Origin of the sequence: Labrenzia sp. C1B70 (assembly GCF_000475395.1) — a bacterium.
Classification (GTDB): Bacteria; Pseudomonadota; Alphaproteobacteria; order Rhizobiales; family Stappiaceae; genus Roseibium; species Roseibium algicola.
The window spans coordinates 88,981-115,961 of the sequence record NZ_AXCE01000034.1 but is presented as its reverse complement, the minus strand read 5'-3'; the positions used below and the strand labels follow the sequence as shown (position 1 = coordinate 115,961).

The 26,981-nt window shown below is 57.6% G+C and carries 21 protein-coding genes; 13 read left to right on the top strand and 8 right to left on the bottom strand.

What is annotated here, in order from left to right:
* Nucleotides 1-72: 72 nt before the first annotated feature.
* From Q666_RS55270 to Q666_RS55265, 3 genes are read left to right on the top strand one after another with little or no spacing between them, the layout of a single operon-like run.
* Complete coding sequence (locus Q666_RS55270; RefSeq protein ID WP_022998350.1) at nucleotides 73-1,872, top strand: FlgO family outer membrane protein; 1,800 nt, start codon at nucleotides 73-75, stop codon at nucleotides 1,870-1,872.
* A 45-nt stretch (nucleotides 1,873-1,917) separates the two neighbouring features.
* Nucleotides 1,918-3,198 carry a phosphatase PAP2 family protein gene (locus tag Q666_RS65110; RefSeq protein WP_022998349.1) on the top strand — a complete coding sequence of 427 codons (1,281 nt, stop codon included), beginning with the start codon at nucleotides 1,918-1,920 and terminating at the stop codon, nucleotides 3,196-3,198.
* Between the two features lie 32 nt (nucleotides 3,199-3,230).
* Nucleotides 3,231-5,285 (top strand): hypothetical protein, encoded by a 2,055-nt coding sequence (locus tag Q666_RS55265; RefSeq protein WP_022998348.1) that lies wholly within the window; start codon nucleotides 3,231-3,233, stop codon nucleotides 5,283-5,285.
* 42 nt (nucleotides 5,286-5,327) lie between these two features.
* Here the strand turns inward: Q666_RS55265 and Q666_RS55260 are convergent, their stop codons facing one another.
* Both Q666_RS55260 and Q666_RS55255 read right to left on the bottom strand, forming a co-directional pair.
* On the bottom strand, nucleotides 5,328-6,884 hold the full coding sequence (locus Q666_RS55260) for a DHA2 family efflux MFS transporter permease subunit (protein ID WP_022998347.1): 1,557 nt from the start codon (nucleotides 6,882-6,884) through the stop codon (nucleotides 5,328-5,330).
* Between the two features lie 216 nt (nucleotides 6,885-7,100).
* Entirely contained in the window at nucleotides 7,101-8,396 is a 1,296-nt protein-coding gene (locus tag Q666_RS55255) for an HlyD family secretion protein (protein WP_208993794.1), read from the bottom strand.
* Nucleotides 8,397-8,837: 441 nt separating this feature from the next.
* On the opposite strand from Q666_RS55255, the gene Q666_RS55250 reads away from it, so the two are divergent.
* The 3 genes from Q666_RS55250 (at nucleotide 8,838) to Q666_RS55240 (ending at nucleotide 13,311) form a co-directional block, all read left to right on the top strand.
* Nucleotides 8,838-9,485, top strand: a complete 648-nt coding sequence (locus Q666_RS55250) for a TetR/AcrR family transcriptional regulator (protein WP_022998345.1) — start codon at nucleotides 8,838-8,840, stop codon at nucleotides 9,483-9,485.
* A 125-nt stretch (nucleotides 9,486-9,610) separates the two neighbouring features.
* A complete protein-coding gene (locus Q666_RS55245; RefSeq protein ID WP_022998344.1) occupies nucleotides 9,611-11,092 on the top strand; it encodes a protein adenylyltransferase SelO in 1,482 nt (493 codons plus the stop codon).
* A 155-nt stretch (nucleotides 11,093-11,247) separates the two neighbouring features.
* The gene (locus Q666_RS55240) at nucleotides 11,248-13,311 is read left to right on the top strand and encodes a M13 family metallopeptidase (protein WP_022998343.1); all 2,064 of its coding nucleotides are present in this window, start codon (nucleotides 11,248-11,250) and stop codon (nucleotides 13,309-13,311) included.
* Nucleotides 13,312-13,353: 42 nt separating this feature from the next.
* On the opposite strand, the gene Q666_RS55235 is transcribed toward Q666_RS55240, so the two are convergent.
* A complete protein-coding gene (locus Q666_RS55235) occupies nucleotides 13,354-13,941 on the bottom strand; it encodes a TetR/AcrR family transcriptional regulator (RefSeq protein WP_022998342.1) in 588 nt (195 codons plus the stop codon).
* A 111-nt stretch (nucleotides 13,942-14,052) separates the two neighbouring features.
* Between Q666_RS55235 and Q666_RS55230 the strand changes: the two genes are divergently transcribed.
* The 5 genes from Q666_RS55230 (at nucleotide 14,053) to Q666_RS55210 (ending at nucleotide 20,636) form a co-directional block, all read left to right on the top strand.
* Complete coding sequence (locus Q666_RS55230) at nucleotides 14,053-14,751, top strand: PspA/IM30 family protein (protein WP_022998341.1); 699 nt, start codon at nucleotides 14,053-14,055, stop codon at nucleotides 14,749-14,751.
* A 15-nt stretch (nucleotides 14,752-14,766) separates the two neighbouring features.
* Nucleotides 14,767-15,048 carry a YiaA/YiaB family inner membrane protein gene (locus Q666_RS55225; protein ID WP_022998340.1) on the top strand — a complete coding sequence of 94 codons (282 nt, stop codon included), beginning with the start codon at nucleotides 14,767-14,769 and terminating at the stop codon, nucleotides 15,046-15,048.
* 102 nt (nucleotides 15,049-15,150) lie between these two features.
* The gene (locus tag Q666_RS55220; RefSeq protein ID WP_022998339.1) at nucleotides 15,151-18,570 is read left to right on the top strand and encodes an acyl-[ACP]--phospholipid O-acyltransferase; all 3,420 of its coding nucleotides are present in this window, start codon (nucleotides 15,151-15,153) and stop codon (nucleotides 18,568-18,570) included.
* 229 nt (nucleotides 18,571-18,799) lie between these two features.
* Nucleotides 18,800-19,861, top strand: a complete 1,062-nt coding sequence (locus tag Q666_RS55215) for a hypothetical protein (RefSeq protein WP_152533414.1) — start codon at nucleotides 18,800-18,802, stop codon at nucleotides 19,859-19,861.
* Between the two features lie 19 nt (nucleotides 19,862-19,880).
* Complete coding sequence (locus tag Q666_RS55210) at nucleotides 19,881-20,636, top strand: hypothetical protein (protein WP_022998337.1); 756 nt, start codon at nucleotides 19,881-19,883, stop codon at nucleotides 20,634-20,636.
* Between the two features lie 32 nt (nucleotides 20,637-20,668).
* Here the strand turns inward: Q666_RS55210 and Q666_RS55205 are convergent, their stop codons facing one another.
* Nucleotides 20,669-22,036, bottom strand: coding sequence for an aminotransferase class V-fold PLP-dependent enzyme (locus tag Q666_RS55205; protein ID WP_022998336.1), 1,368 nt, complete (start codon nucleotides 22,034-22,036; stop codon nucleotides 20,669-20,671).
* Nucleotides 22,037-22,075: 39 nt separating this feature from the next.
* On the opposite strand from Q666_RS55205, the gene Q666_RS55200 reads away from it, so the two are divergent.
* Together Q666_RS55200 and Q666_RS55195 are read left to right on the top strand one after the other, a co-directional pair.
* On the top strand, nucleotides 22,076-22,453 hold the full coding sequence (locus Q666_RS55200) for a metalloregulator ArsR/SmtB family transcription factor (protein ID WP_200863732.1): 378 nt from the start codon (nucleotides 22,076-22,078) through the stop codon (nucleotides 22,451-22,453).
* A gap of 202 nt (nucleotides 22,454-22,655) precedes the next feature.
* On the top strand, nucleotides 22,656-23,084 hold the full coding sequence (locus Q666_RS55195; protein WP_022998334.1) for an HIT family protein: 429 nt from the start codon (nucleotides 22,656-22,658) through the stop codon (nucleotides 23,082-23,084).
* Nucleotides 23,085-23,171: 87 nt separating this feature from the next.
* Here the strand turns inward: Q666_RS55195 and Q666_RS55190 are convergent, their stop codons facing one another.
* The 4 genes from Q666_RS55190 to Q666_RS55175 form a co-directional block, all read right to left on the bottom strand.
* Nucleotides 23,172-24,785 carry an ABC transporter substrate-binding protein gene (locus tag Q666_RS55190; RefSeq protein WP_022998333.1) on the bottom strand — a complete coding sequence of 538 codons (1,614 nt, stop codon included), beginning with the start codon at nucleotides 24,783-24,785 and terminating at the stop codon, nucleotides 23,172-23,174.
* Nucleotides 24,786-25,022: 237 nt separating this feature from the next.
* A complete protein-coding gene (locus Q666_RS55185; RefSeq protein ID WP_022998332.1) occupies nucleotides 25,023-25,673 on the bottom strand; it encodes a glutathione S-transferase family protein in 651 nt (216 codons plus the stop codon).
* A gap of 85 nt (nucleotides 25,674-25,758) precedes the next feature.
* Complete coding sequence (locus tag Q666_RS55180) at nucleotides 25,759-26,133, bottom strand: AzlD domain-containing protein (protein WP_022998331.1); 375 nt, start codon at nucleotides 26,131-26,133, stop codon at nucleotides 25,759-25,761.
* On the bottom strand, nucleotides 26,133-26,894 hold the full coding sequence (locus tag Q666_RS55175; RefSeq protein WP_022998330.1) for an AzlC family ABC transporter permease: 762 nt from the start codon (nucleotides 26,892-26,894) through the stop codon (nucleotides 26,133-26,135). Before Q666_RS55175 ends, Q666_RS55180 begins: the two co-directional genes overlap by 1 nt.
* Between the last annotated feature and the right edge of the window lie 87 nt (nucleotides 26,895-26,981).

Here is a 26,981-nt window from a genome sequence, read left to right as displayed (position 1 = left end):
GAAAAATTGGTGCCTAATATTTGATTTTAGACTGTTTTCAGGTGGAGCGATTTTGTCGCTACGAGGGAATTCATGCAGGCAGCCGCTGAATACCGAAAGCCCGTACGGCTATTCGAAAAATGGGAGAATCGGCAGAAAGTAATACTTTTTGCCGACGTAGTTGGATCTGCGCGGCTGTTTACGACTGCCGACAATGCATCCATAGGAGCTTGGCTCTCCTTTGTCGCCTACCTGAAAGATGACCTTCTGCCGGAACACGATGGCAGGCTCGTGAAGTCATTGGGCGACGGCATTCTGGCTGAAATCGAGCACGCAACGAGTGCAGTCCGATTTGCAATGCGTCTCACCACGGAACTGGCAAAGATCAACGAGCAACTCCCTGCCATGAACCGGTTGCAGGTTCGCATCGGTATCGACACCGGCGACGTGCTCACCACCGGCGATGACGACATTTATGGCAGCCACGTGAACATTGCCGCCCGTCTCATGTCACTTGCCCGCCCCGGAGAGATTGTTGCCTCCGCCGAGGTCAGGGATGCATTGGCAAGCGAACTCGACGCGGAATTCGAGGATCTTGGTGATTGCCACCTCAAGAATGTCGCCGAGACGGTGCGGGCCTTCAGGGTTCATCCCGTGGGAACCCACCCGAGCATTTTTCCGTTACAGCAATTCGAAGACCTGTTCCCCACCGTCGCGGTTATTCCCTTCACGCCACGCAGCAGATCAAGAGACAATTACGTGCTCGGTGAAGTGCTCGCAGAGGAATTGATTGTCGCATTGTCCCGTTCCTCGGAACTCAATGTCATTTCCCGCCTGTCGACGACAGGTTTTCGCATGCGGAACATCTCCCTTGCCAAGATCTCGGAGACGCTTCAGGCGGATTTTGTCCTGTCGGGGACCTATAGCGGTGATGCGAACCACGTAATTCTGGACGCGGAACTCGCCGATGCAAAAACCGGTCGCGTAATTTGGTCGGATCGCCTGAGCGAGGAGGTTCCTACCCTCCTTAGCGATTCATCCGTCATGTATCAGTTCGCCAAGGACTGCCACGCGGCAATCTTCCGGAGCGAGGTGCAACAGGCACTGTCCTGCCCGATGCAGACACTCGATGCCTATTCGCTTCTCATGAGCGCGATCGGACTGATCTACAGGCTCTCGCGCCACCATTTCGAATACGCCGCCGAACTTCTTGACGAACTGATTCACCGTTCGTCGCGCCAACCCGCAATGGCCCTGGCATGGAAGGCAAAATGGCACGTTCTGGCGGTTCAACAGGGTTGGACGGATTCGCCCGAGCGCGAAAAATCCCTCGCCTTGAGCTGCACGCAAACCGCGCTCGACCATGACCCGACAAATGTCACGGCCCTTGTGTCCGAAGGATTTGCCCTCACGAATCTCGCGCACAAGCTCGAAGAAGCTGAACAGCGTTACAACATGGCCCTCGAGTACAATCCGAATTACGCCATGGGTCGCCTGCTGCGCGGCACTCTCTTCGCGTTCAAGGGAGCTGGCGAGGAGGCTGTCAAGGACACGGAACTGGCCCTCCGCCTGTCTCCCATCGATCCCTACAGGTACTTTTTCCTGTCGCTTGCGGCATCCGCCTGCGTTACGGCCGAAAAATATGACCGCGCTCTCGAGTTCGCCAACCAGTCGCTTCGCTCCAATCGCGCGCACACCTCGACGCTGCGTGCCAAGGCTGTCGCGGAAATGCGTCTTGGGCACACCGAACTGGCAGCTCAGACCATCAGCGAACTGCGCGAGCGTCAGCCGGATCTGACCGTAAGCCGCTGGCTGAAGAATTCGCCAAGTGCGCAGTTTCAGGTTGGGAAGGACTTCGCCGAAACCCTAAGGCAAGCCGGACTGCCGCCCTGAGAATGGAGTGGAACCGGCCAATCGAAAAGGTAGGGAGAGTTAGTCATGACACCAAGGGAAACAGCATATCCGGCAGGCGGCTTCGGGGGCTTTGGAGGATTTGGGGGCTTCGGCGGCTTCGGGGGATTTGGCGGGTTCGGAGGGTTTGGGGGCTTCGGGGGATTTGGCGGTTTTGGCGGGTTCGGCGGCGCCCCTTCCTTCGATTCACCGCTGATCGTGAACGCGCTGATCACCAATCACGATGGCATTGCCGGAACCTGGCAGACTGTTACGGCGGCCATCCAGGAGAACTGCCCGGAATACGATGCTTTTCTAGGCCGCCTCTCTCCGGAAGTCCGGCAAAGCATTTACACACTTGAACTGGCATCGAGGCTCGGCTTCACCTTCAAGTTTGAGGGAACGTGCTCCGGAACGGCTCAGGTATGGCACCTGAACGTGACCGGCAACCCTGACGGGACCGATACGCCACTCGCGGCTTATGCCATGCTTGCCAGGATGTCTCGCCCAACCATGGCGATCTTCAAGAAGCAGCTCGATCTCGTGGCAAATTATGCAGACCTGCGGCAGGATCGTGCGGCTGAAATTATCGCCCAACTCAGCACACCTGTTGAATTTCTGCGGTCAATCGCATACATCGCACCGGCTCGAACACCATATACGATCGAGCTGCTGGCAACTGCGCAGGGTCTCGCCAACCTGGTGGAGATGCGGATCAAGTATGCCCTGGCCTGCAAGCGTCCGATAGAATTCTCCCCGCAGATCCAGCCGATGATCCTGACGCCCACGCATGGCACCCTGCCGAGCGGTCATTCAACGGAAGCCTTCACGCTGGCCCGGGTTCTTTGGCTCCTCCTGAGGGATGCCGGTGTCGTGCCTTATGACGACACGATCTGGGGCAAGATGTTCATGCGGCAGGCCTCGCGCATTGCAGTAAACCGCACCGTCGCGGGTGTACATTTTCCGGTCGACAGCGAGGCCGGCGCAATTCTCGGACTTACACTCGGCGCCTATTTCGCGGGTCGGTGCCAGGGTTCCAATGAAATCAAGGGATGGGCTTTCCACGGCGACCAGTATCCTGACAGCCGGGATTTCGACTGGACGCAGCTCTACGATCCGGCGACCCACACGCAGAAGGACCCGGGAGCCTGGGCCGACGAAACCACAACATCCCTCACCGGCACGACCATTCAATCCAGGCCGCTGGCCTGGCTGTGGAACCGCGCAAAGCAGGAATGGCTGGACCTGAGGGAACCCTGTGCCGGTGGCAGCAGCGGTGGCGGAACACTCGAGGATGGTGCCTCGCCTTTGGAAGACGACGGCTCGTGATCGCATAGCAAAGTCGAACCGGAGGTCAAGTCATGTCGGATACCAACGGAACCCTTGATGAATTTTCAATCGATCCGGTCACGAACTGGCGGCTGGCTGTTGCAGCAAAGTTCGGATCCGGAGAAGAAAACACTTGGTGGGACATCCTCGTCGAGCTCGATAACATCTCACTCGATGATCTGATCGCCAGGGCCAAGGATATCGGCGGTGGCAACGGGCTTGAGGATGCAGTCCTCATCCCGAATTTCTATACCGCGCAACAGCGCGCGGCCAAAGAAGCGATCCTGTATCCCTCACTCTACGCAAAAGACCTCTTCTTGCAGGAAGCGACGAGGAACGCGGGACAACTCGGCATAAAGCGCATCATCCTTGGGACTGTCGTTCCGATTGGACAGCTCGACACGAGCGCGCAGATCATGCCCGGCAATCTGCCTGAAATATTTGTCGAAGATGGTTCCGTTGTTACTGCTGTCATCGACAACGGCATCGCGTTCGGCCATGAACTTTTCCGGAAAACCGACCCAAATGCGTCACGCGTTTCCTTTGCCTGGATCATGGACGCCAAACCACGGACCGGCTCCCTCGTCGTCCCGCAGGGGCACGCCCTTGCCAGGAGCGAAATCGACGGGTTGCTTGCCGCGAACACGGCCAGCGGGCTCCTCGATGAGAACCGCTTCTACAGTCAGTGCGGATTGATCGACTACAGTTGGCCCGGGCTCAAGCCGGCCGCCATGCGAGTGTCCCACGGCACCCATGTGATGGGACTTGCCACCGGTTACCAACCCGGCACGAAGGACAACACGCGCCCCATCATCTGCGTGCAGCTGCCAACCGATCTCACCATGGATGTCAGCGGAGCGCAGATCCTGCCAGCTCTGGGACGCGCGATCGACTTCATCAAGATACACGCGGAACGCTACCGGCTCGAGACCGATCACGGCAAGCGGATCCCGCTGGTGGTCAATTTCAGTTTCGGGAATTTTGCAGGACCGCACGATGGTACCGGTCTGATCGAAGCGAAGATCGATCACGAGCTTCACTCGACCACCCAGCGTGAAATCCAGGTGGCTCTTCCTGCCGGGAACGGCAATCTGGCGCGCACCCACGCGGAGATTACCTTTACGGATGAGGATACGGGTAACGTCAGGCCCGCAAGCCTGGACTGGCGCATTCAACCTGACGACCGCAGCGCGAGCTACGTCGAAATCTGGATGCCGCCGAAGGAGAACCCTGACAACCTAGTGAGAGTGCGCGTTACGCCTCCCGTGGGACCGAGGAGTACGCCGGTTTCAACAGTGCCTGGAGAGACTGCGATCCTCCATTCCGGAGACAACGTGGAATTCGGCCGGATCCTCTACACACCTCCCCACGCGCCAACCTGGCGCGGTTGCATTGTCGTCGGCGTTCACCCGACCTTTCATCACGACGTCACGGATGATTTGGCACCTTCCGGTGTCTGGAAAATCGAAATCGAGAATGTTGCCCTGACCGAAACCGACCTGGTACAGGTCTGGATCCGGCGCGACGAAACCTTGCCCGGGTTCCCGGCATTGGGACGTCAATCCTATTTCGACGATGACGACTATCAGCGTTTCGACAGCTTTGGTGCCCCTCTGCCGATCGATCCGCCCGGATCCGATTGCCTGGTTAAGCGCAGCGGCACCATAAGCGGCTTTGCCTGCGGCGAGTTTCCCGCCGTTCTTGCTGGATATGTCGAAACCCGCAACGATCTGGCCGGCTATTCTGCCGCGGGCCCGGTAACAACGGCATTCAATGCAACCGGTCCGACGAGAAACGGTCCGGATGCAGCCGCGGTCAGCGACGACACTCCGGTCCTGCGAGGCATATTGAGTGCCGGATCACGCTGCGGATCGCTGGTGTCTCTCGACGGAACCAGTGTCGCGACACCTCAGGTTGCCCGATGGATGGCCGACAGGCTTGCACAAGGCCAAACAGCAACGAAGGGTGACGTGAGTGCACAGGCCGCATTTGACGATCATCCGCCACCGTCAAGACCGGCCAATACGCGAATTGGCGGCGGCCGGATGCAACGAAGAATTCGTTTCGGACCGGACAGAAAGGCCTGATCGACACGGCAGCGCTCGTCCGGATGATCCACTATCTTGAAATCAATGACCGCCACCACCGGCAGGTGCCGGTTTCGGTCGCTCCACGAAATAGAGCGCGGCGACAAGTGCGAGGAACAAGCCCGTCAGGATCAGGAAAATATCCGAGAAGGAAAGCAGGAACGCTTCGCGGGTGACGATGCCAGACAACGTCTTCAAGGCCGCTGTTTCCGCATTCTGACCCAGTTCCGAGAACGCATGTGTCATGTTGGTCAATGTCTCATTGACGACGGGACGCGACCAGTTGACCGTTTCGGAAATACGTTCGTAGTGGAAATCCTGCCGATTGGTCAGCAGCGTGTTGATCACCGCAAGTCCGACGGCACCTCCCAGGTTCCGGGTCAGGTTGAACAGGCCAGATGCGTTCTTGATCATCTGCGGCGGCAACATACCAAGGGCGATATTGTTGATCGGTACCATGCAAAGCATCAGCGAGCAGCCACGCAGGATCTGCGGAACCAGCAGCTCCCAGAAATCCCAGTCGTGCGTAATACCGGTCACCATGTAGGTGCCGATTGCAAAGCCGGAGAAGCCGATTGCCATCATCACACGCGGATCGAGCACGGACATCAGCCGCCCGGCAATCGGGGCTGTAAGGAACATGGCAAGACCGCTCACGAACATGGTCTCGCCAATCTGCAGCGAGGTGTAGTCGCGAACGCCGCTCAGATAGACCGGATAAAGATACGTCAGGCCGTAGAGCCCCACCCCCATGATGAAGCTGAAAAGACTGCCCATGGCGAAGTTCTTGTCGGCAAAGGCTCTCAGATCGACAATGGGTTCTCGCGCCGTGAACGCCCGCCAGAAGAAGATCGCAGCTCCCAGCACAGTGATTGCGGAAAAGAAAACGATCTCGCCGCTCTGGAACCAGTCTTCACCCGAACCTTCTTCAAGAACGAATTCCAGAGAACCGAGGAAGATGGCCATGGCCGCGAAGCCATACCAGTCAAAATGATCGAGCAGAGACAGATCCGGCTCGTCGAAATCGATCAGGGTAACAGCGGCAAGCGTAACGAAGATGCCCGGCACCACGTTGATCAGGAACAGCCAATGCCAGGAACCGAATTCGGTGAGATAACCGCCGAGCGTCGGACCGATGGTCGGTGCCAGTGTTGCCACAAGACCGATCACCGGAGAGATGACGTTGAATTTCTCACGCGGGAAAATCAGATAAGCCGTCGCGAAAACCGTCGGGATCATGCCGCCACCGAGAAACCCCTGCAAGGCACGGTAGACGATCATTTCCTCGATCGTGGAGGCAGTGGCGCACATCAGGCTCATTACCGTGAACCCGGCCGCTGACAGCGCGAACATCCAGCGCGTCGACAGCATGCGCGAGAGGTATCCGGACAACGGGATCATGATGACTTCCGCTATCAGGTAACTTGTCTGCACCCAGGGAATGTCGTCCTGGGAAGCTCCAAGCCCGGCCTGGATTTCCGACAGGGACGCGGACACGATCTGGATATCCAGAATCGCCATGAACATGCCGAACACCATGCAGAGGAAGGTGAACAGCTTGCGTCCGTCGATGGATGCGCTTTGTGCCGTCTCGCTCATGTGACGTAGCCTTGGACCGGCGGTCATTCAGCCGAAAGAGACGGAATGGCCTGTGGCCGATCATTCGATACTGTTGGAACATCCGCGCAGGTCTTGCTGTCGACGGTCTGCTCTTCAAAGGGGCGGCATCCGCAAGATGCGGATACCGGGCTTGTGCGGTTGGAGGCCGCGGGGAGGACTTGATTTGATACGGACCCTTGATCCGCACCTGAAGGTCTAGTGGAGCGCCGACAGGGCGACGTTGTCTTTCTGGCCACCTGTCCTGGTGTCGACTTCGACAACCACCGACATGCCAGCTCTCAGATGTCCGCTTGTTATTTCTTCTTCCGGAACCTTGATCTTCACCGGCACGCGCTGAACCACCTTGGTGAAGTTGCCTGTCGCATTTTCGGCCGGCAGAAGGCTGAAGACAGAACCGGTCGCAGGCGCAATGCTTTCCACGGTTCCCTTGATCGGCTGGTCCGGATAGGCGTCGACGGAAATTTCAACCTCTGCTCCGAGCTGGATACCCTCGAGCTGAGTTTCCTTGAAATTCGCATCGATGTGAGTGTCGGCCAGCGGCACGATCGCGGCAATCCGGCTTCCCGGCTGCAGCAGGGAGCCGACCTGGGCTGCCCTGTTGCCGACGATGCCATCGACCGGTGCCCGAATGACGGTAAAGGCGAGGTCGCGCTCGGCTTTCTCAAGAGCTGTCTTGGCAGCAACCACTGCCTGTTCGGCTTCTTTCTTCTGGCCGTTGAGCACATCGATATTTGCTTTGGCCAGCGTCACCGCCGCCTGCGCATTCTCCAGATCCGCCTGCGCGCCTTTCAGTGAGGCATCGGCGGTGTCAAGCGTTGCCTGGCTGGCAAACTTGTTGTCCGCCAGTCTTTTCTGACGATCGTAGTTCGCGGAAGCTTCGTCCTTCTGCGCCTTGGCGGAAGCAACAGACGCTTCAGCCTGCAGCACGGATGCCTTGGCCGCCGTAATCTGGGTCGCGATACGATCGACCGTTGCGCGGGCACTGTCGATGGAATCCTTTGCGGACTGGACGGCAAGCTTGTAGTCGCCATCGTCGATCTTCAGCAGCACGTCACCGGCTTTCACGCGTTGATTGTCGCCGACAGCGACAGACGCAACATAACCGGACACCTTGGAAAGGATGACGGTGATATCCGCGGTCACATAGGCGTCGTCCGTGCTGGCAATGAATCTGCCTTCGGTCCACCAATGGTACGCCTCATATCCGCCAAAGCCGAGACCGGCGAGCAGAACCAGCGTGAAGACCCGCTTGGCCTTGCCCTTCTTTTTCGGTGGAGGCGCTTCTGCGGTGGTCGTTGCGGTTGTTACCTGTGCCTGAGACGAAACTGCCACCTGCCCGCCTTTGTCATCGCTTGTGTCTTTCGCGGAAGATGGTGTTGCCTGTCCGCTTTTCGAGGCTACTGAAGTCTCGTTGTCTTGATCCTGGCGGCTCGCAGCCTGCGGCCCACCACCGATCGCGCCGCTTTCGTTGCGGCCTTCTCTGAGTGCCACGATGGTATCCTTTGCCCAAAATTCTTGACCGCCCAGGCATTGACTGAACGGTTCGGTCAATGGCATTTATATGTTCATCCCCTTGGCGAACGCAAGGGTTCCGGCGAATTTTTTGCAACGCACAAGAGTCCCCTGTTCAACAACCTGGTTGATCGAGACGGCAACAAGACACTTTGGGAGGGGGACGCGAGACGCATCACCTGTCCGGAAGTCGGATCCTGTCGAAGATATTTTTTAGGGGGCGTTTTGACTTGCAGACACAGCTGGTCTGACCAGGAAAGATTGAATGGTTCGTCCTGTTGGCCGATAGTGTTGAGATTGACCAACCACCTGCCGAACAGTTGACCTTTGCATTTATGGGAATGCTTTTTGAGAAAAACCGTGTGTTTGACAGAATACTAGCGGTAAACTACTGAAAGACGGCAGAAATTCGAGATTGCGATGACAACCGAAACACAGGAACAACCGGCGACAGCCGAAGATCCGGCTCAGAAGACCGACAACGCCAAGTGCAGGCAGATTCTTGCCGGAGCACGAAAAGTCTTCCGGGCAAAGGGATTCGATGGCGCCAGTATGGAGGTTATCGCCAAGGAAGCCGGCGTTTCCAAAGGCACGCTCTACGTCTACTTCAGCAGCAAGGAAGCGCTGTTCGAGGCGCTGATTCTGCAAGAACGTTTCAGCCAGGCGGAAATCCTGCGGGAAGCCCTCGTCAGCAGGGCTGACGTGAAAAGCGATCTGCACCGTATCGGCCGCAGTTATCTGCAGAAAATGGCGAATCCCGAAAAATTGTCGACCCTCCGCATGGTAGTCGGCGCTGCGGAAAAATTTCCTCAGTTCGGCGTTCTGCTCTACGAAGCCGGTCCATGCCAGGGCCGACGCGACCTTGGTGCCTTCATCCAGGAGCGGATCGACCGCGGCGAGTTGAAGGACTGCGATGTCGAACTGGCGGCAGGCCAGTTTTTCGACTTGTGTGTGGCGGGCGTTCTAAGGCGCATGCTGCTCAATGCCGGCCCAAAGCCGAGCGAAGAAGAAATCGAAACCAATGTTGCAGCAGCGGTGAAGGTGTTTCTGGCGGCCTACGCAGCGTGACAGGCCGCACTGCCTCCCCCTCAAAGTTCACATGAATTCGATTTCCGACCTGACCGGGGCGGACAGACGGCCGTAACTTCCTATATTAAGCGGTAAAGCAATTGCCACCGTACACTGTAGGTTCCATGACCGCCCGACCGCCTATTTTCCAGTTCGACAATTCCTACGCACGGGACCTGCCCGGCTTTTATGTGGCCTGGGAAGGCGCGAAGGTGCCAACGCCGCAGCTTGTGGTGTTCAATCGTGAACTTGCAAAAGAACTCGGCCTTGATTCCAACCTTCTGGAAACATCCGAAGGCGCAGAGATCTTTTCAGGGGTCCGTCAGCCGGACGGCGCATCGCCTCTTGCCCAGGTGTATGCCGGCCACCAGTTTGGCGGCTTCTCGCCACAGCTGGGGGATGGCCGCGCGCTTCTTCTCGGAGAGATCATCGACAGCACCGGCAATCGGAAGGACATTCAGCTGAAAGGGTCGGGACCGACCCCCTTCTCCCGTGGTGGAGATGGCAAGGCTGTCGTGGGCCCGGTCTTGCGCGAATATATCCTCGGCGAAGCCATGCATGCACTCGGCATCCCGACGACAAGAGCACTGGCAGCCGTAACCACCGGAGAAACCATCTACCGGGATGGTCCGAAACCGGGCGCAGTGTTGACCCGTGTCGCCGCAAGCCATTTGCGGGTCGGTACCTTCCAGTATTTTGCGGCACGCGGTGAAACGGACAAAGTCCGCCAGCTCGCCGACTACGCCATTGACCGCCACGATCCGGATCTTGCCGGACAGCCGGACCGCTATATCCGGCTGTTTCGGGGAGTAGTCGAGCGCCAGGCAGCGCTGGTCGCCAATTGGGTGCTTGTCGGGTTCGTTCACGGTGTCATGAACACCGACAACACGACGATTTCCGGCGAAACAATCGACTATGGCCCCTGTGCCTTCATTGACGCCTATGATCCGGCAGCCGTGTTCAGCTCCATTGACCACGGTGGACGATACGCGTTTGGCCGCCAACCCGTCATCATGCAATGGAACCTTGCCCGGCTTGCCGAAACCCTTTTGCCCCTGATCCAGCTCGATGATCTGGACAAGGCAGTCGAACTGGCAAGTGCCGAACTCGGCCGCTTTCCTGATATCTACCGCGCAGCCTGGCTGAACGGGATGCGCGCAAAGCTGGGTCTAGTGGAAGAAACCGCGGAAGATCAGGACCTGTTCGAAACGATGCTTTCGATCCTGCAGGAACAATCGGTCGACTACACGCTCTTCTTCCGGCACCTGAGCGAGGCTGCTGTCGGCGCCCCGCAAAAGCTGCGCGAGCTTTTTGTCGATCCGACACAGATAGACGGCTGGCTGAAGCGCTGGATGCAACGTCTCGAAAGTGAAGGTAGAGCGCCTGCAGATACCAGGACGGCGATGAACCTTGTCAATCCGCTCTACATTCCACGGAACCACAAGGTGGAAGAGGCACTCCAGAGCGCGGAAACTGGAGAGTATTTTTTGCTCAATGAGTTACTGGGCGTTCTAAAAGCTCCGTATGAAGAACGAACCGGCTTTGAGAGCTATGCCCTTCCTGCCCCGGAGGCGTTTGGTCCCTATCAAACCTTCTGCGGAACGTAAGACCAAACCGTGCGCCCGACACAGTCGGCTCGATTGCGCAAGGTGCCACTTCGCTCTCGAACGCCGTTGCCACAACCCTTGCACTAATCGGATTGCCATCTGCAGCCGGAACTCTATTCTAACGCAGGGTAAAAAGCATTCCCGGGGGCGCTGAAATGAAAATTATCCCACTTCTGCTGACGAGCACTTTGCTGCTTTCCGGATCTGCCTTCGCTGAGGAAAACAGCCTCCCCCCGCTGACCCCGGACGACCTTCAATTCTCGCCCGAGAATATGGATACCTCTGTGGATCCAGCCGACGATTTTTATCGCTATGCTTCAGGCAAATGGCTCGACCGGGTGAACCGGCCAGTGGACAAGGCGCGTTGGGATATTTTTTCGATCATCGGCGAAAGACTGATCAAGCAGCTTGCAGCTGTTGCGAAAAAGGCAAGCGAGAGCACCGCGGAAGCGCCCAAGGGCAGCCCGACGCAGCTCGTTGGCGATTTCTACAAAGCCTATATGAATGTCGAGGCGATGGATGCTGCAGGCATCGAACCGATCCAAAGCGACCTGGACGCCATCGAAGCCCTGGAAACCCTGGATGACCTCACCCGGTTCGCGGCTGACCAGGCCGCAATGTCCGGACCGGCCCTGTTCGCGATTTTCGCACCCAGTGCAGATCCAGCGGACAGCAAGCGCTACGCAATTTTTTCAGTAGGTCCCAGTTTCGGCGTTGAGGACCACCATCTCGAACTCTTGCGCAATAAGGAAGGCGATCCGCGCATTCCTGCCTACCGTGCCTATGTGGCGGAAATCATGAAGGTCGCCGGTTATCCGGAGGACGATGCTGCTCGCATCGCCGACATCACACTTCGAATAGAAACAGCGCTTTATGCCGGGATACTGACGCCCGAGGAAGGCAACGATCCACGCAACCGCTACAGCAAACTTGGTTATGAAGAGGTCCAGGCACAGGTGCCGGAATTGGACCTCGATCTCTATCTTGAAACAGTCGGCTTTGAGAAACCCGATGCAGTCTTCATGTTCGAACCAAGGGCTCTGCCAGAACTCTCAAAAGTGCTGAAGGAAACACCGCTTGAAGATCTGAAAGCCTATGCGGCTTTTCGGGTTATCGAAAACTACAAGGAATTCCTGACATCCGCCTTCGAAGAACCCGCCAAGGAGTTCAATCTTGTCTTGACCGGTGCCCGAACGGACCGTCCTCGCCAGGAGCACATGTACGACCTGCTGAAAGAGAACCTCGGCCATCCTGCCAGCCAGCTCTTCGTGGAAACCTACTATTCCGACGAGACCAAGGCCGAAGTCATCAAGATGGTCGAGCGCATTCACGGGAAGTTTCGCGAGCGCGTCGAAACGCGGGATTGGTTGTCGGAAGATACTCGTGCCGAAGCCCTGAAGAAGGTCGACACCTTCTACTACAAAGTCGGTTATCCCGATGAATGGGTCGATTATTCCAAACTCGAGATCGGGGACGATCCCGTAGAAAACATGCGCAATCTTGGAGCCTTTTCCATGAACCGCATGCTGGAGAAAATCAAAAAACCCGTCGTGCACGAGGAATTCAACACGCAGACGACGCTGCCGATCGTCATCAATGCCGGCTACACGCCTTCCATCAACGGCTTCGAGGTCAATGCGGCCATCACCCAGCCGCCTGCCTATAGCCACGACATGGACGCTCCCTTGCGCTTCTGCCGGATCGGCGCGGTCATCGGCCACGAAATGACCCATGGTTTCGACAGCGGTGGCCGCCGATACGATGCGGAAGGCAACTTTCGTGACTGGTGGACGGAAGCAGATGCAAAGGCCTTCGACAGCGAGGCCCAGAAACTGATCGACCAGGCCAACGCCTTCGAAGTGCTGCCTGGCCTTAACGCCAACGGCCCCTTGAATGTTCGAGAGAACATGGCCGATGTCGGCGGTATCACGCTCGCCTATGAAAGCCTGATGGATTATCTGGCCGAGCACCCTGAGGAAAATGTCGAGATAGATGGCCTGTCGCCGGCCAAGCGCTGTTTCATCGGCTGGGCACAGTTCTGGACGGCCAAGGCTTCCGATCCGTTCCTGCGCATGCTTGTCGCCGGAGACGGGCATCCTCCGAGCCCTTATCGAGCTTTTGCCGCCCTACAGCATGTCGATGCGTTCTACGAGACTTTCGGCATCGAGGAGGGCGATCCGATGTGGCTGTCACCGGAGAAACGGGGGAGAGCCTGGTAAGCCCCATCAAGGTAATCTACGGCCTGGCAGCCAGGGACCTCCCTACCCTGCCAGGCGCTCGACCAGAAAGTTCATTTCCTGCTCCAACTTTTCTCCGGACAGGCCGACGAACCGTGCCTCCAGGCTGATCGTGACGAGACCGTGTACCGCCGCAAAAGCGGTGCGTGTCCGGGCTGCGAGATCTTCTTCCATCATGCTTGGATCGAGTTCGCGCAACGGTGCTGCGATGAAACCGAGAAGCGCGATATTTTCCTGAATATGCCACTCAGGCACCGCCTTGCCTTCAGGCAAGTGATGGCTGAACAATGTCATCCAGAGGTTTCGATTGTCGCGCGCAAACGCCAAATAGGCCAGCGCCAGCACCTTGAGCCGGACCAAGGGCTCATCCACGGTTTCGACTTTCGATGCCATCAGATCCTTGATGCGGCCGAGCGTCACCGAGTTGACCGCAAGCAACAACGCATCCTGGTCCGCGAAATGCTTGTAGACCGACCCCACCGAGTAACCGGCATCAGCCGCGATCTTTCTGATGTTGACCGCTTCCATGCCCCCTGCTTCCACAGCGGCAATCGCCGCTTCCAGAACGCGACGATGGGTTTCTTCGCTTTTTGCTTTTTGAACTCCGGCCATTAACCGTATCGCACCTCAAAAGTGAACTTTGTTCATTTTTCTGCTTGACCTAATCAAAATCATGTGGCTTTGTCAAATAGTGAACAACGTTCACCTTTTGAGAGAGGCACGATGTTTGAGCCATTCATGAACCAACTGAAGGCGTTGTTTCTAACCAGCGCCGAGGAAAGCCGGGACAATCAGTCTCTTGCTCTCCTCTCCATCAACACGCGTACAGCCGCCGCTTCCGTCCGGGCTGCCCAGGTTGCCCTGGCCCGCGCCAAGGCAGAACAGCAGCAGGACCGCAAGCGGCTGTGGCAAATCAATGCATCCCTCGAAGATCTGGAGAACAGGGCTCGCAACGCCCTCCTCAAAGGTCTTGAACCCCTCGCGAGAGAGGCTGCGGAAGCTATCGCACTTCTGGAAGACGAAAAGTCGGCGCTCGAAGAGGCGATCCGATCGTTCGACGGCGATCTTTCAAGCCTCACGGAAACCTTGCACCGCGCCCAGAGCCGTCTGCGCGCCCTCAAGCGCGGTGAACGCACCGTTGAAGTTCGCGACCAGATCCAGAAAGCACAGTCCTTTGGCTCCAGTACCGGCCAGTCGGCACTCGCCCTTGCAGAAGGACAGCTGGAGGACATCCGCCGACGCCAGGAACGCGACCAATTGGCCGAGCAGGAATTCAAGACCTTGTCGGCAGCGGATAGCCCGAGTGCGGTTATCGAGAAACTGGGCGATGCAGGTTGCGGCGCACCAGTGAAAACCCGAGCGGACGATGTGCTCGCCCGCTTGAAATCCGACATTCCCCTTCTTCTGGAAAAAAGCAGCTAACACGAGGACAAGACCATGCAGGAACCCACAGTCAAACATTCCAACAACTGGACCATTTTTACCGCCGGCAGTTTCGCAGTTGCCGCTATCATGATGGCCCTGGGCATCTGGAACCTTGAAGCAAGCTTCTCCGCGAAAGGCTTCTACGCAATGGCCGCAATCATGCTGGTCCATACAGCGGTCACCCTGACCAAGACCATGCGTGATCGCGAAGAAGCCAACAAGTTCCATAACCGCCTGGAAGACGCAAAGACGGAAAAACTGCTGATGGACATCAGCAAGCCGGAACAAGTCTGATCCAGAAATAAAACCGGGCGGAGTTTCTAACCCTCCGTCCGGGTTTCAAAGATTGAAGGTTATGAAGCAGATTGACAGTTAGCTGCTTCGAAGGAGGACCTCATGAGCGCGTCACTGATGACATCCAGACGTTTCGCACCGCTCTTCTGGACGCAGTTTTTCTCTGCATTCAACGACAATTTCCTGAAAAACGCCCTGGTGTTCCTGGTGTTGTTCCAGGTTGGTGGACACGGCGCAGACGGTGGCAACACCGGTGTTCTGATAACGTTGGCCGGGGCTGTCTTCATCGCGCCCTTCCTGTTTCTGTCCGCACTCGGGGGCGAACTCGCAGACAAGTTCGACAAGGCGCGGATTGCCCGGGCAACCAAGCTTGCAGAAATTGCAGGCGCAGGCCTGGCCGTGACAGGCATGGCCTTGTCCTCCCTCCCCATCCTCTTTGCCGCGCTATTCGTGTTTGGTTCCATGTCCGCCTTGTTCAGCCCGGTCAAATACGGACTGCTCCCGGATCATCTGCCGGCTTCAAACCTGCCGCGCGCCAATGCCTGGATAGAAGCGGGAACTTTTCTGGCAATCCTGGGCGGCACGATTTCCGCCGGCCTTTTGTTCAGCACCGGCGCTCCCACCCTGATCTTTGCCCCAGTGATGATAGCCCTGGCTCTCGCATGTTACGGGCTGAGCCGGCAAATTCCCTCCGCGCCGGCAGCCGCCCCTCATCTGACGATTGACTGGAACCTTGCGACATCCACATGGTGCGTGGTGAGAGATCTGGCTGCCGATCGTCGTCTCTTCCTGGTAGCCATGATGAACGCCTGGTTCTGGCTCATCGGTGCCATGGTGCTTGCTGTTCTGCCGCTGATGGTCAAGACGTTCCTGGGCGGTGAAGAAATTGCCGTCACCTATTTCCTGACCGTCTTCGCCGTTTCGATCGGCATCGGGTCGGCAATTGCCGCCTGGCTTCTGGCTGGCCGTGTCGTCCTTTTGCCGGCTCCTGTCGGAACGCTCCTGCTGGCGCTCTTTTGCCTGGATGCGGCATTGACCCTGGCAGGCCTGCCGGCAACCGCAACAGCATCTGGTTTGCGCGAGTTCCTCACCCATGAGGGCGTAATCCGCCTCAGTGTCGATATGGCCGGCCTTGCCATTTCCGGTGCGTTGCTGGTTGTTCCCACCTTCACGGCACTCCAGACCTGGGCGAAACCGCAGGTGCGTGCCCGCCGGATAGCAGCGTCCAACGCCCTTGGCGCTGCCCTGATGACGGTTGGCGGACTGTTGCTGGCAGGAGCCCAGAAACTTGGATTTTCCGTTCCTGCAATTTTTCTGGCGCTGGCCGGGCTGAACCTTGTCGCAGCTATCGTGATGTTCAAGATCCTGCCGACCAACCCGATGCGCGATGCAATCTCGATCCTCTATCGCGCCATCTTCCGGATGGAAGTCAAAGGCCTGGAAAATCTGGAAAAAGCCGGCGAAGCCCCGATCCTGGCGCTGAACCACGTTAGTTTGCTGGACGCTGGCCTGGCTCTGACCCTGACCGACAAGAAGCCGTCCTTTGCCATCGACTATGACATTGCCCGGCGTTGGTGGGTAAAACCCTTCCTGCACCTTGCGAATGCCTTGCCGATCAACCCGTCAAAACCCATGGCCACCCGCGCACTGATCAAGGTGGTGAACTCCGGCGAACCGATGGTGATCTTCCCGGAAGGCCGGCTGACTGTCACCGGCAGCCTGATGAAGGTCTACGACGGCGCGGCCATGGTGGCCGACAAGACCGGGGCCATGATCGTCCCGATCCGCATCGACGGCCTTGAAAAAACGCCGTTCTCCTACCTGAACCCAAGCCAGATCCGCAAGCGTCTGTTCCCCAAAGTGAAGGTGACAATCATGGAACCTACCCGCCTGGACCTCGACGACGAACTGAGGGGACGTCAGCGGCGCGCTGCAGCCGGCGCCAAGCTGTACAGCGTCATGTCCGAACTGATGTTTGAAACCAGCCTGACGGAAGACGTGACGATCCTGGAGAAGGTAATCGCCACGGCAGAAGAATACGGCTACGGCAAGCTGGCGGTTGAGGATCCGGTGTCCGGAAAGCTGAATGCAGGCAAACTGCTGACAGGCGTCTCAGTGCTTGGCCGCAAACTGTTGCGGCACACCGGCGGAGAAGACACCCTCGGCATCATGCTGCCGAATGCCAATGGCGCTGCCGTTACCGTTCTGGCGACCATGTCTGCCGGCAAGGTGCCCGCCATGATCAATTTCACCGCCGGTCAGGAAAACATTCTCGCGGCCTGCCGTGCTGCGGATGTTCGCACGCTGTTGTCTTCCCGCGCCTTCGTCAAGCAGGCTCGCCTGGAGCAACTGGCTTCAAACCTGGAAGACCACGTTCGCATCATCTGGCTGGAAGACCTGCGCTCTGAAATCGGCTTCATGGACAAGATCCGCGGCCTTCTGACCAAAAGCCGCCCTCTGGTACGCAGGCAGGCGGACGACACGGCAGTGATCCTGTTCACCTCCGGATCGGAGGGAACACCGAAAGGCGTTGTGCTGACACACAGGAACATCCTGTCCAATGCCACGCAGGCAGCCGCCAGGATCGATTTCACCCCGAACGACAAGGTGTTCAACGTCCTGCCGATGTTCCATTCCTTCGGTCTGACCGCGGGCACCATCCTGCCGCTGATTTCCGGTGTCCCGGTCTATCTCTATCCCTCGCCCCTGCATTACCGGATCGTTCCGGAGCTGATCTACACCTCCAATGCGACGATCCTGTTCGGTACGGATACCTTCCTCAACGGGTATGCTCGCGTTGCCCATGCCTACGACTTCCGCTCCCTGCGCTACTGTTTTGCAGGCGCGGAGCCGGTGAAACCGTCAACCAGGCAGATCTATCAGGAACGCTTCGGTCTGCGTGTTCTGGAAGGATACGGCGTGACCGAGACCGCACCGGTCATCGCGCTCAACACGCCGATGTACAACCGTCCGGGCACGGTCGGCAAACTGATGCCCGGCATGAAGGCTCGCCTTGAGCCCGTACCTGGTGTGGAAACCGGCGGCAGACTGCATGTGTCGGGACCGAACGTGATGGTCGGTTATCTGAAGGCCGAAAATCCCGGCGTCGTCGAACCACTTGTCGACGGCTGGCACGACACCGGCGACATTGTCGAGATCGACGACGACGGCTACATCATCATCAAGGGCCGCGCCAAGCGCTTCGCCAAGATTGCAGGCGAGATGGTGTCTCTGTCCGCCGTGGAAGCCCTGGCGGGTCAGATCTGGCCGCAGCATCTGTCCGCAGTTGCCGCCATCAAGGATGCCCGCAAGGGCGAGAAACTGGTGCTTGTGACGGAAAACCCGGATGCGGACCGCGCAGCCTTCGTTGAAGGCGCCAAAGCCCGAGGCGCACAGGACCTCATGATACCGGCAGAAGTCCGTGTGGTATCCAAGGTTCCTGTCCTGGGTTCCGGAAAGCTGGACTTCGCAGCGGTTGCAAAACTAGTCAAAGACGGATCTGAACTGGGCGAAGCCGCCTGACATTACGCCCCGACCTGACGCAAGCCGGGTCGGGGTGAATACTGATCACCACGCCTCTTTATCTTATCTAGAGAGATTTTTCAGCATCGCCAACAAGACATCAGAAGAACATTTCCCGATTTAAACCGCCAGTAACGCAAGAATTGCCCTCCCGGCGAAACTAAACCTTAAGACGAATGATACAACCTGTGAACGCATACCCAACGCCAGACATTTCCGGAGCTTACGGATGCGTTTTAAAAAAGGATTTGCCGTAGCCTTATGCTTCGGTTTGCTCGCCTGCTCGGATAACGTTCCATCCGGAGACCCGCAGTCCGGTCTGAAGCGCGACATGCGCGGTTACAAGGCATCACCCGGCGTCCTCGTAGCGGAAGACGGGACACCTCATTGGATCCAGTCCGCGGTGACCGGGTACAAGGAAACGACCTTGGACACCGACCTTCCCGCGAAGGTGGTCATGCAGCAGCCCACTGCGTTCTGCCGCTTCCGCAAACCCAACCTCGGAGAATATATCGGCAATGTGCATGTCGGCACAGGCAACATGCATGCGCCGATCTATACCTGGTCGAAAACGAAAATTCGGGAACGGGCACAAAAGCTGGCTGAAAACGCCCAAAAACCAGCCGACGACCCCAGAAAGATCCGTGTCGACAGGATGGTACTCAGTGCAAAGGACGACAGTTTTCCTGTTGTCGATGTCGTGGTTACGGAAACCGAAAAGCCGGTCTACCTGATACTGCAAAACGAATTCGGCAAGATCCTATGGAACATACATCTGGCACCTGGCGCCCGCATCTCGCATGTGGTGGCACTCGGTGTCGGCGATATCGCGTTCGCCAATCTTGATCCTGACGTGCCTGTTGAAATGGCCGGTGCAAGAACCCTTCGTTCCTGCGGTGTTCAGCCCTGGCGAAAAATGCAAGATCACTGGCTTTTCGCAAGAAACGCCAAGGAAAATCCGAGCCTTCATGAAGAGCCCGTTGCCAAGAACAAGGCGGCTTATCGCAAGTATGACAGCTGGTTCAAGAGCGCCTTCGGCATAAGAAGCGAGCAAAATCTCGCGGGCGTGGAACGGTCAACTCACGTGCTCGTTGGGCCACTCCCGGAAAATCTTGATGACCGGATTCCCTTCCGTCCACTGGGGGGATCACTCGTCATCATGACGCCGGTCGAGAACATCGCAGTAGCTGGCAAGTCCGGCTACGAGGACAAGGCGATGGCGCAGATCAGGCCGCTGGTCGACAAGGCTCTCGGACGTGACAGCACCGCCAATTCCAATTCCGGTTCATAAGCAACAGGGAACAGTCTTGATGCGTATCCTTCAAATCGCCTGCGGAGTGATCTTTTTCGCAGTGACGCTCTACTACGGCTACATCATGTTCAGTGTTGCCAACGTCGCGAACACTGTCTTCGGCTTCAAGAACGATCCGCTAAAAGGACAGGCGACAGTCCACAACGCCAGGCATGGCTCAGGCGGTTCCCTGAAAGACGGCTACGTCGCCCTCACAGACTTCAAGAACCTCGATGCCGGACGGGTGGTCAATATCGTCATGCCCGTATCGGTGAAAGAGCTCTTGAAGGAAACTGGGGCTCCTGCCGACATGGACATGATCGAGGTCTTCATCTCCGGTCAGGCCCCCAGAATCGCGGAAGCCGAATGCAAGCTCCTAGTGAAGACAATTGCATCGAATTGCCGGGTAAAGCTGACAAAAGCCAAGCAATTCAAGGATGATCCGAAATTTGCCGAGATCAGGATGCAGCTTGAGTTCGTAGAGAAGCAAGTCCCCGGTGCATTCGAGACAGAGAAGCCTCTCAACTACCAGGAAGTGGACGCCGATCTGGTGGACAGTGCCGGAATCTATGCCGAAGCCTGGCTGAATGAATTCAAGAACCGACGGGCGAAACTCTATACCACTGCAGCCCGCGCCTGCGATCCCTTGCGGCGTCAGCACGGCAATTGTTCGGTGACTGAAATCAACGTTTTGGGACGATGGGAAAAACGCGAGGAATTCGTGGTCATACGCTCGAACGCAACCCTGTCATATCTGTGGCCCGAAAGGACCTGACCAGGGTTGCGTCTTCTGCAATGTGAGCTGCATCAGGCCGGGGCCATCACCTCGGCCTTTGCCTTTGCAACAGCAGCTATCAGCCGGTCCACATCTTCCGTCCGGGTTGACCAGTTCGAGACGCTGATGCGAAACCCCTGTCGTCCTTTCCAGGAGGCCTGACCGAACCAGGCTTCACCGGAAGCCTGAACATGGCCAGCGATGCGGGCACAGGCGTCTTCCGCCCCCGGCAGCGTCGCAAACACCTGGTTGAAATGCACCTCATGCGGAACTTCGAACCCGAGTGCTGTAAGATCCCCTGAAATGCGCCTAGCATGACCGTGAAAACGGCTCAGCATGTCCTCAAGACCTTGCCGGCCGAGGGAAAGCAGCGCAGCCCAGGTCTCGGCTCCACGTGCAGACCGGCTGAATTCAGGAGCGCGGTTGGCCGGATTTGATACAGTCGCCGGCAGATAGGTGGCCCCGATTGCCATCGACGCCTGCATTTCCTGCGGATGGCGGCACAACGCCAAGCCCGAATCATATGGTGTGTTGAGTGTCTTGTGGCTGTCGACCACCCAGCTGTCTGCCTTCTCAAGTCCTTTGAGCGCCGTTGCCGTATCGCTGCAGGCCCTTGCCCACAGTCCGAATGCGCCATCGACGTGAAGCCAGGCACCAGCGGCATTACACTTGTCGCCGAGTTCGTCAAATGGATCGAAGGCTCCGCTGCAAACGTTTCCTGCCTGGCACAAAACGAGCGTGCGATCATCCAGTTCGGGTAGCTTGTCGATCCGCATCCGCCCTTGATCGTCCACTTCCACCCACTCGATCGATTTCGTGGCCAGGCCTGCCATCCGAAGGGATTTCAGCACGGTTGCATGAATTTCTGCGCTGGCGACAATCCGCAAGCCGGGAGCGCCAATCAGGCCCTCTCCTCTTTCGTGGCCAAGGCGCGACAACAGCGTGTCGCGCGCTGTGACCAGTAGCGCCATGTTCGACATGGTCGCACCGGTGGTGAAAGCGCCATTGGTACCTTCAGGCAGCCCCAGAAGCCTAACGATCCAGGACACCGCCGTTTCTTCCATCTTGATCACGGAAGGTCCCGTCAAACCGTCTGCAACCTGATCCCACGCGGAGAGCAAAGCCCGGGCTGCGGAGGCTGCAGGCAATGCACCCCCTATGACATAACCGAAGTACCGACCTGCCGCCGTCGCAACAGTGCCCTCACCGCCCACGGTCTCGAGCAGATCAAGAATATCGCCAACGTCGGCGCCCTGCTCCGGCAAACCCGGATCGAGCTCGGCAAGACGAGACAAATTCGGCCCGACGCGCCGATCCGTCAATTGTTTCAGATAACGCACGCCGCGCGCCGCGCCGTTCGAAAAGGCTTCCGCTTGAAGGCCGAGAAGGCTATTTTCCATGTTCGAACCACCAATCCATATCGAAGAGTATCTATATAGATGAATATCAATATAGATGTAGAGTCAAGTTCATTGGCAATGGCGGCACTGGCGAGCCCTGTGCGGCTGCAGATCCTTTTGTGGCTGCTCGACCCTCGAGCCCACTTTCCCCGCCAGCGGGACGGAGATCTCGTGGACGACGGCGTGTGTGTGGGTTTCATCACCGACAAGGTGGGCCTCAGCCAACCGACCGTAAGCTCGCACATGAAAAAGATGTCGGAAGCAGGCCTGGTAACGGGAAAGCGGATCGGCAACTGGATGTTCTACAAACCCGACAGGACAAGGCTGGAGGACCTGGGGTTGAAGCTCACATGCGCATCGCAAACGGATCCTGAAGCATCAAATGCCGGTCAACTGGCCACCGAAACCGTTTCCTGAACAACCGCGGCTTGAGCAAACTCATCCGGGCGGTTCTGCCGCATGTCGCGGCTTGCAGCTGCAAGAAAACTCGGACTAGATCAGGAGTAACTCTTGATCGGAATCGATTGATAGTCCTTTGATCAACCCTGAAGTGTCGGGGTGGCTCGTTTCTGAACACCGCTTCGCGAAATTCTTTTGCCTATCAGACAGGAATGCAAACATGTCCACGCCCGCTTATGACGACCAGAATGTCTTTGCCAAAATCCTGCGCGGCGAACTGCCGAGCCACAAGGTTTACGAGGACGACAAAACACTGGTGATCATGGACATCATGCCCCGCGGCGATGGTCATGTTCTGGTGATCCCGAAAGCCCCTTCCCGCAACATTCTGGACATCGCGCCGGAAGATCTCAACGCGGTCATGGCAACAACGCAGACCATGGCCAGGGTGGTGATCAAGGCCTTCGATGCCGACGGCACGACCGTCCAGCAATTCTCAGAACCTGCCGGTGGACAGGTGGTGTTCCACACCCACGTCCACGTCATTCCACGTTTCGAGGGCGTGTCGCTGAAACCCCATACTGGCGCAATGGCAGACAATGACGTGCTGGCAGCCCAAGCAGAAAAGATACGAGCCGCACTGGCCTGAGCCAGGCGAGCATCTTCAGCCATTCAGCACACAACAGACAACGCCCGCCTGGCTTCAAACCGGGCGGGCGTTTTTCTCGATGCTCAATCAGCTATCGAACCACCAGCGGCTGCAGGCACGGGCACCGTCGAGCTCCCAGCTCGATGCCAATTGCTCACCATGCTGAACGTTGCTGCGGCGGGCATAAACGAAGTTGCGGAAGAACGGGATAATCGTGCCACCGTCGTCATGCGCAAGCAACGCCATTTCGCGGTACATCTCCGCCCGCCTGGTGTCGTCCAATTCGGCCTTCGCCATCAACAGCAGTTCGTTGAAACGTTCGTTCTGCCAATGGCTCTCGTTCCAGGCGGCGTCGGACTTGTAGGCCAGAGAATACATTACGTCCGGTGTCGGACGTGCGCCCCAGGCCACCACACAGAACGGTTTCTTCAGCCAGACATCGGAGTAATAACCGTCGTTCGGTTCACGCACGACCTTGATGTCGATGCCTGCCGCCTTGGCATGTTCGGCATAAAGCACGCAAAGATCGACCGCGCCGGAGTAGATGGATTCTGCAGAGGAGATGCTGATGGATAGTCCCTCGGCACCGGCCTTTTTCAGCAGCGATTTCGCCTGGTCCGGATCGTAGTCGTGTTGGGGAATGTCATCCGGCCAATAAGGCATGGCTGGCGAATGGTGGAAATCGTTTGCCTTTGTCGCTGCACCAAAGGCGATCTTCTCGATGATCTCGTCGCGGTTCATCGCGAGCTTGAGTGCGTTGCGAACATCCTTGTTGTCAAACGGAGGCGTGTCGCAGAACATCGGCATCGTGAGCGTCGAGGCAGACGGCACATTGTCGATCTCCAGGTTTGGATTGCGCGCAAGCAGACCCATCGTCTTCAGATCGATGAGCGAAACGGCATCCACGTCGCCAGTAACCAGAGCCGTCTGACGGGCGTTCGGATCGGTCAGGATGATCAGTTCCACGCCGTCGAAATGTGCACCGTCCAGATGCCAGCCGTCATGGCGCGTCAGAGAGAACCTGACACCGAAGTCACCGGTTTCGATCTTGTAGGGACCGGTACCGTCGCCCGAAGCCCAATCGATCGAGCCATCGTCGTTCGCCGGACAAATGGCCAGATGGTAATCGGTCATGAGCCACGGCAGATCCGCATTGCCCGAAGACAGTTTGAAAACGATCGTGTTGTCGCCGTCCTTGACGATATCAGCGACGTCAGTCAGCAGAGCCTTGGCCGCGGAGGTCGTGCTGTCGCCGCGGTGGTGGTTCATCGATGCAATGACGTCGTCGGCTGTCATCTTGCGACCGGAGTGGAAGGTAACGTTTTCGTTGAGCTTGAAAGTCCACTCCGTTGCGTCCGCATTCGCCGTCCATTCGGTGGCGATATCCGGCCCAAGAGACCCGTCTGGTTCAATCAGGGTAAGATAGCTGCGGTGAGTATGCGCCAGCACGATCATGGCGATGGTGAGATAGGTGCCCGGATCGTGGGTGTCTGATGTGTTGCCGTCATGGATGCCGACCTTGAAGGTTCCGCCCTGCTTTGGTTGCGCCTTGGCTTTCGTGGTCCAGAGCCCTGTTGCGGCGGAAGCTGCAACACCGGCAGCCATGGAATAATTCAGGAAATCACGGCGGGAAATACGGCCAGATCTTGCGGCCTCGCCCAGCTTTTCCAGCATTTCCGTATCTTTGTACTTGTCCTTCATCGTCAGATTACCTCCAAGTTTACAGTCACCATCTGGCTTGCGCCCGGTTTCAATCGTTAACTCTAGGTCGGCTGCGTTTTATCCGATCATCCCCCATTCGAAGTTTAGTGCCGCAAAAACGACGTTTCGTTAGATAGTGCGCGGCAAAGGATTGTCCTGTCAGGATTGCGGATAGAAGAGAGGGTAACCGCAGACGGTGCTGCGCATCGCTGAGAAGACGCCGCTTGTGACAAAATTTTACGCGACGCCCGCCTGAACAGCAGCGTCTTCCTGCTCCCTGGCCATGTTCTGGTCTTCCTGCAGTACCTTGACCACCGACGGCCTTTCGGCGAACCGCTCGATGTAGGCGGTGAATTCTTCGAATTCCGGTACGATGCCGAACATTGTTCCCCACCGCAGCCCCATGCCCCACAGAACGTCGACAGCCGTCATCCGTTCTCCAAGGACGAAGGGTCCCTTTGCCAGCTGGGCACGCATGCTTTCCATGACGGTGTCAAAAGAACCATAGGCGGACATGGAATGCGGCGGTTCTTCACGCTTGAGTGCGCGGTCGATCAGTGCCGGCTCAAAACAGGATGCCATATGCACGAACCATCGCAGGTACGGTCCACGCAGTGGATCATCCAGCGAGGGTGTCAGTCCTTTTTCGGGAAACAGGTCGGCCAGATAGATATAGATCGCGACCTGTTCGGTAATGACTGCCTCGCCAACGCGCAATGCCGGAACTTTGCCAGCCGGGTTGACGGCAAGATATCGGGAGGTCCGGTTTTCACCCAACTTCAGATTGAGCACATTCAGCTTGTAAGGTGCGCCCAGCTCCTCCAGGAGAACACGTACGCCGGTGGCACGTGTCTGAGGTGCATAAAAGAGTTCGACCTGATCCGCCATGTTCCTCTCCTTGACCGGGTGCAATCGCCGTACTCTTCAACCTAGCCTATCTGGCGGGCAAGTGAACACGGGAAATCGCTTGGTGTCAGGAAGCCATCGTGTCGAGGATCAGCCAACCGGAAACGAGAAAGACTTCTGCGGCAAGTACGCCGACAAACACACGCTGCCGGGCTGCAAAAAACGACGCGAAGCCGAAACCGGCGGCAGCCAGACGCAGCCAGAGCGGTGTTTCTGCCAGCACACCTTGCGGGAACAGGATCAGCTTGGAAATCACTCCGGCCACAAGTGCGGTTGCAACACAGCGCACCCAGATCAGCAGTTCGCCGTCTTCACGCAGCCTGCCACCGGCAAAGACACCCAGCCACCGCCAGACGTCAGTTGCAAACCAGCCGGCGATGATGATCATCACCAGTGGCCACCAGGTTTCGGATACCAATCCACCTGCCGTCGATCCCTCCATCACGACAGCCCCCTGCGCATGATCCTGGTTCCGAGGTAGGCAATCGTGCCGCCTACAAGGCCGGTCCAAAGCAGATCCAGTCCGGGCAGATAGGTGAAGAAGACCGGTCCGAGCAGCAGTCCTGCGACCATGGCCGCCCGGTCGGCATTGAGCCTTGCAGCCCCCCAGAGCGAGCACAGGAAATAGACAGGCGTCAGCAGGAACAAGGCACCCGCCACCATGCCCGGCATGCTTTCAACCAACAGGTAGGAGACACCGGTCATGCAGAAAACGAAGCTGGTCACCGCCGCGCCAAAACCAATGAAGAACGGCAGACGCCCTTCCCTCGGCATGTCCGGCAGGTGCTTCATCGCGAACACCCAGGCAGTCACCGCAACGAAATGAGACGCGATCAGCAATTGCCAGGTCTTTGTCTTGCCCGGCACCTTGACCAGCGGCATCAAGGCCATGGTCATCGGCATCAGGCGGACTGACGCAAGAGCGACGGCAATTCCGGCAGGAAGGATACCCATTCCGGAAGAAATCGCGCCGGTCAGAACCACGATGGAAGGCAGCGCCCAGACGAAACCGGTCATTGCCAGCGTCTCAAAGAGCGTCAGTCCTGTTTCACGGGCAAGCCCCGCATATCCGACAAACGCCGCAGTCAGAATAAACGCTGGAATAGACACCGCCGCCCGCGCTCCACGCGCCATCCAGACCCGGGCATGTTCCGGCGGGTTCTGGAATTCCTGGTCGATATCTGGCTGATCAGGAGCTGTCATCAAGCTGACTCATCTCTGGGCAGTTAGTAAGGTAGCCTTACCTTTTTGGAGATTTTCTGTCCAGAGTGCCAATTGGCGAAAGAGTTC

What these genes read in the sequence shown, in the direction of transcription:
- Q666_RS55205 (WP_022998336.1), bottom strand. Translation starts at nt 22,036, where the DNA reads ATGGAAAATAGCCTTCTCGGCCTTCAAGCGGAAGCCTTTTCGAACGGC.
- Q666_RS55250 (WP_022998345.1), top strand. Translation starts at nt 8,838, where the DNA reads ATGACAACCGAAACACAGGAACAACCGGCGACAGCCGAAGATCCGGCT.
- Q666_RS55185 (WP_022998332.1), bottom strand. Translation starts at nt 25,673, where the DNA reads ATGGCGGATCAGGTCGAACTCTTTTATGCACCTCAGACACGTGCCACC.
- Q666_RS55265 (WP_022998348.1), top strand. Translation starts at nt 3,231, where the DNA reads ATGTCGGATACCAACGGAACCCTTGATGAATTTTCAATCGATCCGGTC.
- Q666_RS55190 (WP_022998333.1), bottom strand. Translation starts at nt 24,785, where the DNA reads ATGAAGGACAAGTACAAAGATACGGAAATGCTGGAAAAGCTGGGCGAG.
- Q666_RS55210 (WP_022998337.1), top strand. Translation starts at nt 19,881, where the DNA reads ATGCGTATCCTTCAAATCGCCTGCGGAGTGATCTTTTTCGCAGTGACG.
- Q666_RS55215 (WP_152533414.1), top strand. Translation starts at nt 18,800, where the DNA reads ATGCGTTTTAAAAAAGGATTTGCCGTAGCCTTATGCTTCGGTTTGCTC.
- Q666_RS55195 (WP_022998334.1), top strand. Translation starts at nt 22,656, where the DNA reads ATGTCCACGCCCGCTTATGACGACCAGAATGTCTTTGCCAAAATCCTG.
- Q666_RS55235 (WP_022998342.1), bottom strand. Translation starts at nt 13,941, where the DNA reads ATGGCCGGAGTTCAAAAAGCAAAAAGCGAAGAAACCCATCGTCGCGTT.
- Q666_RS55260 (WP_022998347.1), bottom strand. Translation starts at nt 6,884, where the DNA reads ATGAGCGAGACGGCACAAAGCGCATCCATCGACGGACGCAAGCTGTTC.
- Q666_RS65110 (WP_022998349.1), top strand. Translation starts at nt 1,918, where the DNA reads ATGACACCAAGGGAAACAGCATATCCGGCAGGCGGCTTCGGGGGCTTT.
- Q666_RS55200 (WP_200863732.1), top strand. Translation starts at nt 22,076, where the DNA reads ATGAATATCAATATAGATGTAGAGTCAAGTTCATTGGCAATGGCGGCA.
- Q666_RS55225 (WP_022998340.1), top strand. Translation starts at nt 14,767, where the DNA reads ATGCAGGAACCCACAGTCAAACATTCCAACAACTGGACCATTTTTACC.
- Q666_RS55175 (WP_022998330.1), bottom strand. Translation starts at nt 26,894, where the DNA reads ATGACAGCTCCTGATCAGCCAGATATCGACCAGGAATTCCAGAACCCG.
- Q666_RS55240 (WP_022998343.1), top strand. Translation starts at nt 11,248, where the DNA reads ATGAAAATTATCCCACTTCTGCTGACGAGCACTTTGCTGCTTTCCGGA.
- Q666_RS55245 (WP_022998344.1), top strand. Translation starts at nt 9,611, where the DNA reads ATGACCGCCCGACCGCCTATTTTCCAGTTCGACAATTCCTACGCACGG.
- Q666_RS55180 (WP_022998331.1), bottom strand. Translation starts at nt 26,133, where the DNA reads ATGGAGGGATCGACGGCAGGTGGATTGGTATCCGAAACCTGGTGGCCA.
- Q666_RS55230 (WP_022998341.1), top strand. Translation starts at nt 14,053, where the DNA reads ATGTTTGAGCCATTCATGAACCAACTGAAGGCGTTGTTTCTAACCAGC.
- Q666_RS55270 (WP_022998350.1), top strand. Translation starts at nt 73, where the DNA reads ATGCAGGCAGCCGCTGAATACCGAAAGCCCGTACGGCTATTCGAAAAA.
- Q666_RS55220 (WP_022998339.1), top strand. Translation starts at nt 15,151, where the DNA reads ATGAGCGCGTCACTGATGACATCCAGACGTTTCGCACCGCTCTTCTGG.